Raw genomic sequence first — 6,600 nt, 5'->3', positions numbered from 1 at the left:
TCTCCACTAGGCTTCTCCTGACCTTCGTGGATACTGTCACGTAACCCATATGATGACTACCTCTTCGGTAGTATATTAAGGTACCTACCTGGTCGGGAGGCGGAGGAAAAGCTCTTAGGTAGTCCCTTTAATGTCGAAGTAATTTAGATAAATGAAAAGTGGAGAAGATCTTAGTAAGATATTATAGCGATTCATTAAGTGTATTGAAAACCACCTTCCTTCATCTTCCAAGAACCATAGAGAAAGGTTGAGGTACAATTCATTCAATATCTCCTAGTTTCCCTTATATATCTTTCTTCACTGTCTTTAAAAGCCTTTTGCATAAAAACATTGCCAGCATTATGGTGGTTATATATCACTTTAACAGAAGGATCGCTTTTCCCTGGAAAGTTAAACTATAGATACCAAATGACCCTTATCGAACAGGCAAAGGCATATATGATTATGAATTCTTAAACATTTAAAAAGATAAAAGAGAAGCTACTTTCAAGAGAGAAGATGTAGTATATATGGATGCCTAAGGATTTAAATTTATTTAAGAAAGCTGATGACACTTTTAATATTCCAGCGTCTAAACAGAGCAGAACATTTGAGTCCTTTGTCTCGAATAAAAGATACATTGTATCATCCCTTATGAGATAAATTTAAATAGAAAAAGCACCCCTTTCTCTAGGTGCAAGTATGGAGGAGGATTGCATGGAGCAGGTGGCGAATATGTTGAGATTTTTTGTGAGAATGAGAAATTACGGCTACGTGGATAGGATGGCCAATGCCTTGACACCAGATCCAGCAGAAGCTGCTTTAGTTGAGGCATACAGACACTTGAGATCTTTGTATGATTCTTCTAAAGAGGAAGGGGGATTAAGGAAAGTGGAGGTAGACGGCAAGATACTGACACTTCCCAAGATACCAGATCAAGAGTGCACAAAGAAGATACTAGAAATCATAAGAAAGAATCCACCTGAGAGGAAAACCTTGGCTCTTATGGCTCTATCCTTTTAAACGGGAGGGATATGTATGTTCTTATCGGCAGGAGTAGCTTTTGAAGCGAATGTAGAGGCCCTTAATTTGGTTGAAACCACTGGAAACTATTCAAGGCATAGAAAAATTCCTTATATATGGAGAGATCAAGAAACAAAGGAATTCAGGGTAATATATGTACCAGCAATTAGTGGTGAAAGCCTTGCTCATGCATACCAAGAGTTATTGGTGGAAGAAGCTACCAGAATATACGGGGGAGAAGAAAAAGTACCGGTATGCCCTGATTGCAAGACAGGGGAGTTCTTCAAGTCAATGAATAAGGCTCACTTAAGGGGTAAGTTCGAGGGCGATCCCAGCAAGACATCTCCGGATAATATTGAGAAGGAGATAATCAAAAAATGTCTTGTGGAGGATATAGGCGGCTTTTTGTATGCAGAAAAACCACCCATAAAGAGATCTTCTTCGTTTCAATTTAGCTATGCAGTTCCTGTAAAGACAACAGCTCTTTTAAGTACAGTAGAACCTCAGCTTCATGCTAGACATGCCAGAATGATAGAAGTTAAAAAGAAATCCCAAAAAGAAGATGAAAGCACAGAGGGAGAAGTTCAAAATAAGGAGAGAAAGGCTGAGGAACAGATGCTTTACTATGTTGAGGCTGGAACTGCGATATACGGATTTGTTTTCAATCTAGACCTTGAGGCTATAGGAAAGAGCTCTTATGACGGAAAACCCGTAATAAATGATGAGGAGATCAAAAAGAGGAAAAATGTTGCCATAAGCGCATTTGCTAGGCTGGTGAGTAGCAGGCAATTTGGTGCAAAGCTTAGTAGGTTCTTTCCAGCAGGAGACATAGTAAGCCTTTACGTAGCAGTTACTTCTAGTCCGTTTAGTGTCACTTCTCCAATATATGAAACAGCAGCTCTAACCACGGCTAAAAGGCTTAATGTAATAAGTAATATATTTAAAGAAGAAGTAAGATTTTACCTGTATGAATCCCTGAGAAGCGTAGAGGATCTTAAGAAGTTCGGCTTTGTGAAAATATCTGAAACGCCAGAGGAAGCTATCTTGCATCTCCTAGAGGGAGAGAAGAAATGAAATTTGTTTTTGTGAGGTTAAGACCAACATGGGGCTTTGCATGCAGGCTACAGCCACAAAGTAAGATGAGAATGGCCTTTAGATATCCTCCACCAACATCTCTAATAGGAGCCTTGGCATATCCGCTCTTATCCAGAACAGAAGGAAGAGTGGAGGTTATTTACAGAAATAAAAAACCTTTAAGCGCGGCTGAAATAGTGAAAAAGTATATAATGTTTGTTTCTACATCTTTTATCGGTGATTCCACGATATATGGCAGTCTTTTAAGGATAAACCGATTTTATAGAGGAGAAGTAGACTATGGAATAACAGCTCTTCCAGCAGTTATTACATATTCCGCTAAAGATTCTTTTCTGGATATAATTTATGTAGTAGATGAAATAAATCACGAGCTGGAAAGAGCTGCATGGGGGATAACGAGAGTAGGATCTAGGGAGTCTGTTTTTTCAGCAGAGGAAGTGTTAACAGGGGATGTCATCGAAACCAGAGAAAGAGAGGCTAAAACTAGATTCTCCTTCTTACTTAGACCCGGAATGGAAATATCGGGAGAGGGGACCATATTGTATGCAGTAGACTGGAGAGAGAGCGAAATAGGGGATTACCATGAGCGTGAAAGAAAGCCATATGTCTATCCAGAGGGTTATATGATTGTCAGAGCCAAAGATGAGCCCATGAAAGTGGCCATGGTAGAAGTATTTGGGAAGACGGAGGTGTTAATTCTGTGATAATAATAAAAATAAGACCTCCTGTCCAAGGAATAATGAGAGAACTGATCTTCTTGGGAGTAGCCGCTTTTCTAGACTTTGCCAGTTCAGTAGATATCTATCCATATGAGCATGCTTCATTGATATTTGAGGGAGAAGATGAAGATCTCTCAAGGGACTTCTCTGAATTTCTGAGCAATTATTATGGGGATTTATCCAGCAAAGTAAAATCATCTCCAGGAAGTGCGCTCTTGAAGAATGATAGAGAAAGCTATAGAAAGACTTACTTAGAATTATTTGGAACAGATCTTCCTCAAGATGTTACGTATCCAGTACTGTTTCTAGATATTATTAGAAAGACATCTTCACTCTTAAAGGACGGAAAAATATCTCCAATCAGATCCCTAGAGACAGTAAGAGACAACAGGTTGGGAGATGCAGGCTCATTCTTCATTCTTCCATCTATAATAAAACAAATGGAATTCTATGAAGAATCGACCCACTTTCTCAAGCCCACAACCGGCGGAAAATCAATGGTAGAGTTGGATCCCATTTGGTTTAGTTTGCTAGCTGTTGGTTTCCTATTGAGCTATGCTGGATATCACGGGGGAGCCTATTACCTGATTACATATCCATCCTATGAGGAAAATTTAGGAAGCAGAAGCATACTTGAGACTATAAGGAGTGTAGCGGACGTCAACATACAGGCGAGAATACAGCTTGAAAATGAGGAAATATATGAACTTAGACTTTCAATGGGGCTTGCTAAAAGGATAGCCACCAAAAAAGTGGTGGAGAGATACGAGTGGCCCTTAAGGATATATAAAGTGGCTCCTGTAGGGAAGGCTTTTACTGCAGAAAAAACCTTGGACTTGGATCTTGACCGTCTAGTATCTTTCTGCAGTAAATACCTAGAAGAGTATCAAAAATTGGAAGAAAAACCTTTTGTGAATATAGGAAGAAAAGATGAAAAGGAAGAAACAGATCCCCTTGAAGCTATGATAATATTAGCAGAGGAAGAGCTAACAAGGCCGGTTAGTGGAGATAATGAGATGATTGTTGTTATATTAATCAAAGATCTTTATAGAGCAATAAACTCTAGCGGAAACGTGAGAATTTCTTTAATAAAAGAAGCCCTTTACAGAACGCTAAGAAAGGCGAAGGCAATAGAAAAAACAGAAGAAAGGGTAAGTTGGCTTCTCAGGAGAACAATGCATGAATTTTCAAATGAGAATAATATAAAATGTCTCCTCAAAGCTGCAGAGATAGGATAAGGGGGCCCCTTCATGAACCTGATTGATTGTTACAGGGAAGTTCTCGGTATTTTGGAGAGACAGGGAAAGAAAATAGGAAGGAGAGCTATACTGGAAACTGCTTTAAAATCCCTTCAGGAGGATCTCGAAAGCGAGAGAAAACCATTTTATATAATAAGAGCACCCACTGGATATGGAAAGACCACCTTTTCATATTCTCTGCTTCTCTTCTCGCTACCGGATAACTCATATTTCGAAAAAATAATACACGTCCTTCCCATGAGATCTATAATAGAGGATGCATATAAGAGTGCGTCTAGTTTATTTGGCTGCAATGTTGGGTACCAGATGATGGATTCCTCCAGAGATCCATTTCTTCTCAGACATCTCACTTTCACGACTGTAGATACATTCACATACGACCTTATGAAACTAAATACAGCAAAAATATGGGAAATTGAGAGTCACAAGCGACACGGATACGATTATTTCACACAGGCAAGTGTCTTACTTAGTGCTATTGTGTTTGATGAAGCGCATACGATTTTAGAGAACAAATATATGGCGGGGGCATTCCTTACAGTGCTAAACGTTCTGTTAAAGTTTGGAACTCCTATTTTCGTAATGACTGCTACTATAAGCTCAGGTTATGCAAAACAGCTAAAGAAAAGAGCAAAAGATGAGGGATATGCCTTCAGGATAATACCAGAATTCAATGAAGAGATCGAGGATGATTTCTTTAAAAGAGAAAGGAATAAAAAGTTTAAGATAAGAATTGTTAAGGGGCACCCTCTAGAGTTTATAGAAGAAGGGAAGATAAACCTCATTGTAGTAAATCGTGTAGATAGGGCTATCAAGATCTATAAGGAGCTGGAAAAGAGGGATGTTCGAAGTGAAAAACTTCTTATACATGGGAGATTTAAGTCGTCTGATAGAAATAGAATAATGGATAAATTAATTGAGCTTAAGAAATCAGGAATACCTTATATCATCGTGTCAACACAGGTTATAGAAGCAGGCGTGGACATGTCAAGTGACGTGCTGATCACAGATTTTGCACCTCTCTCCTCTTTGATCCAGAGAATGGGTAGAAATGCAAGGTATGAGGAGGAAGAGGGTAAAATATATCTGATAGATTTGAGTTATCTAGGTAAAAAAGCAAGTCTTCCCTATTCAAATGATGTATTTGATCTCACCTTAAGAGTAATAAAAGAAAATAGCAAAGATGACGAGCTTAACATTAACCCCAGAATTCCCCGAGAGTATCAATTTATGCTAGACAAGATATATAGGAACATCATGTACAAGTCATACAATATAGAAGACATCATATTGAACCCTTTTTATAGGGCTGAAGATGTCCTGAGAGAGTTAAAAGAGGAAATAAAAAAGAAGGGCGCATTTCTTCGGGAATATCCACTTCTATTAACAATAAATGGAGAGGATGTACCAATTAGCGAATATATATTGAAGAAGCTACTTGATATATATCCCGGATCTATTTATTGTAATGGAAAACCCATATCAAAGGAAGATATTAAAAGGATAAAGCGGGAGGTAGCATTAGGAAAGAAGAGGGTACTATCTCTTGAGGATAATGTAGCTAGAAAAATATATAATGACCGGTTTGGACTTCATCTAGAGGGTCAGTAAAACCAAGATTGGAGGAAGTGAAATTATGTGCATCTCTTTCCTAAGGGATGGGTTTATAGAGCTAATTGAAGAACATATTGATGGGGTAATCGATTGTATCAAAGGATACTTTATCAGGAGAGGATATCCAAAAAGGGTGGCAAGAGAGTTTGGAATAGATGAAGAAATGGCAAATAAGCTTATTCTGCTCACGGCTATACTTCACGATATAGGAAAGACTAATAAAAGATTTCAAGATGAAGGAAGATTCGGAGGACATGCTTTTTACTCTAGTGCCATCGCATTAGACATCTGTAAATTTTACGGATTCCCGGACGAGATTACCAACGCAGTTTCTCTTGCCATACTTCACCATCACCACACAATGAAAGGCACAAAGATTAGCGGAAGTTTTGATATGAGTGAAAGATGCAAGCTTGCTATAAATAACATTCTTACTAGAAATGGATTCCAAGAATACGAGTTCCTTCCATTAAAAGAGGGAGAAGTAAAGGAACGGATGGACAGACTAAAAAAAGAAGAGCCTAGACTGCTGAAAAAAGTATATCTCCTCCTTTACCCTTTAATGGTGTGCGACAACTTAGCTGCAATATCCAGAAATCCCTCCTGCTACCCTATTAAGGGACTAGGAAAGGAACTTTTCATGTCTTATGCATTCTGCGATCGGGAGGATTAATTTGATCTACCTGCTCACGCTAGGTTATGATGAGAAGTTCGCTATTAGATTTCTTCTCAGAAGATCCATAAGCAAAAATGACATTCTAGTTGTTGTATTGGCAAGGGGCTATAGTAACGATGAAAAGGCTGTAAAAGCATTCAATAACCTCAGTTCACTCATCGAGAAATCAATTGAAAGGATAGAGGCCTATGAAGTTGACTATTCATCTGATAGACCTATGAAAGAGGTCTCTAAG

Annotated in this window: 6 protein-coding genes and 1 pseudogene; all 7 read left to right on the top strand. The window is 38.6% G+C overall.

What is annotated here, in order from left to right; genetic code table 11:
- Positions 1–681: 681 nt before the first annotated feature.
- Positions 682–1,002 carry a type I-A CRISPR-associated protein Csa5 gene (locus D6D85_RS10505; protein WP_125671993.1) on the top strand — a complete coding sequence of 107 codons (321 nt, stop codon included), beginning with the start codon at positions 682–684 and terminating at the stop codon, positions 1,000–1,002.
- 15 nt (positions 1,003–1,017) lie between these two features.
- Complete coding sequence (gene cas7a / locus D6D85_RS10500; RefSeq protein ID WP_125671992.1) at positions 1,018–2,076, top strand: type I-A CRISPR-associated protein Cas7/Csa2; 1,059 nt, start codon at positions 1,018–1,020, stop codon at positions 2,074–2,076.
- The gene (cas5a, locus tag D6D85_RS10495) at positions 2,073–2,801 is read left to right on the top strand and encodes a type I-A CRISPR-associated protein Cas5a (protein WP_125671991.1); all 729 of its coding nucleotides are present in this window, start codon (positions 2,073–2,075) and stop codon (positions 2,799–2,801) included. The genes cas7a and cas5a overlap by 4 nt, the downstream gene beginning before the upstream one ends.
- Positions 2,802–2,836: 35 nt before the next feature.
- Positions 2,837–4,054: a type I-A CRISPR-associated protein Cas8a2/Csx9 gene (gene cas8a2 / locus D6D85_RS10490; protein ID WP_237558826.1), complete on the top strand. Its 1,218-nt coding sequence runs from the start codon at positions 2,837–2,839 to the stop codon at positions 4,052–4,054.
- A 12-nt stretch (positions 4,055–4,066) separates the two neighbouring features.
- The gene (gene cas3, locus D6D85_RS10485; protein ID WP_125671989.1) at positions 4,067–5,686 is read left to right on the top strand and encodes a CRISPR-associated helicase Cas3'; all 1,620 of its coding nucleotides are present in this window, start codon (positions 4,067–4,069) and stop codon (positions 5,684–5,686) included.
- Between the two features lie 25 nt (positions 5,687–5,711).
- The gene (locus D6D85_RS10480) at positions 5,712–6,362 is read left to right on the top strand and encodes a CRISPR-associated endonuclease Cas3'' (RefSeq protein ID WP_125671988.1); all 651 of its coding nucleotides are present in this window, start codon (positions 5,712–5,714) and stop codon (positions 6,360–6,362) included.
- 1 nt (position 6,363) lies between these two features.
- Positions 6,364–6,600, top strand: a pseudogene (locus D6D85_RS10475) (hypothetical protein); the annotation flags it as partial.

This window comes from Candidatus Methanodesulfokora washburnensis (genome assembly GCF_003947435.1).
GTDB lineage: Archaea > Korarchaeota > Korarchaeia > Korarchaeales > Korarchaeaceae > Methanodesulfokora > Methanodesulfokora washburnensis.
This window is presented reverse-complemented; position numbering and strand designations above follow the sequence as displayed.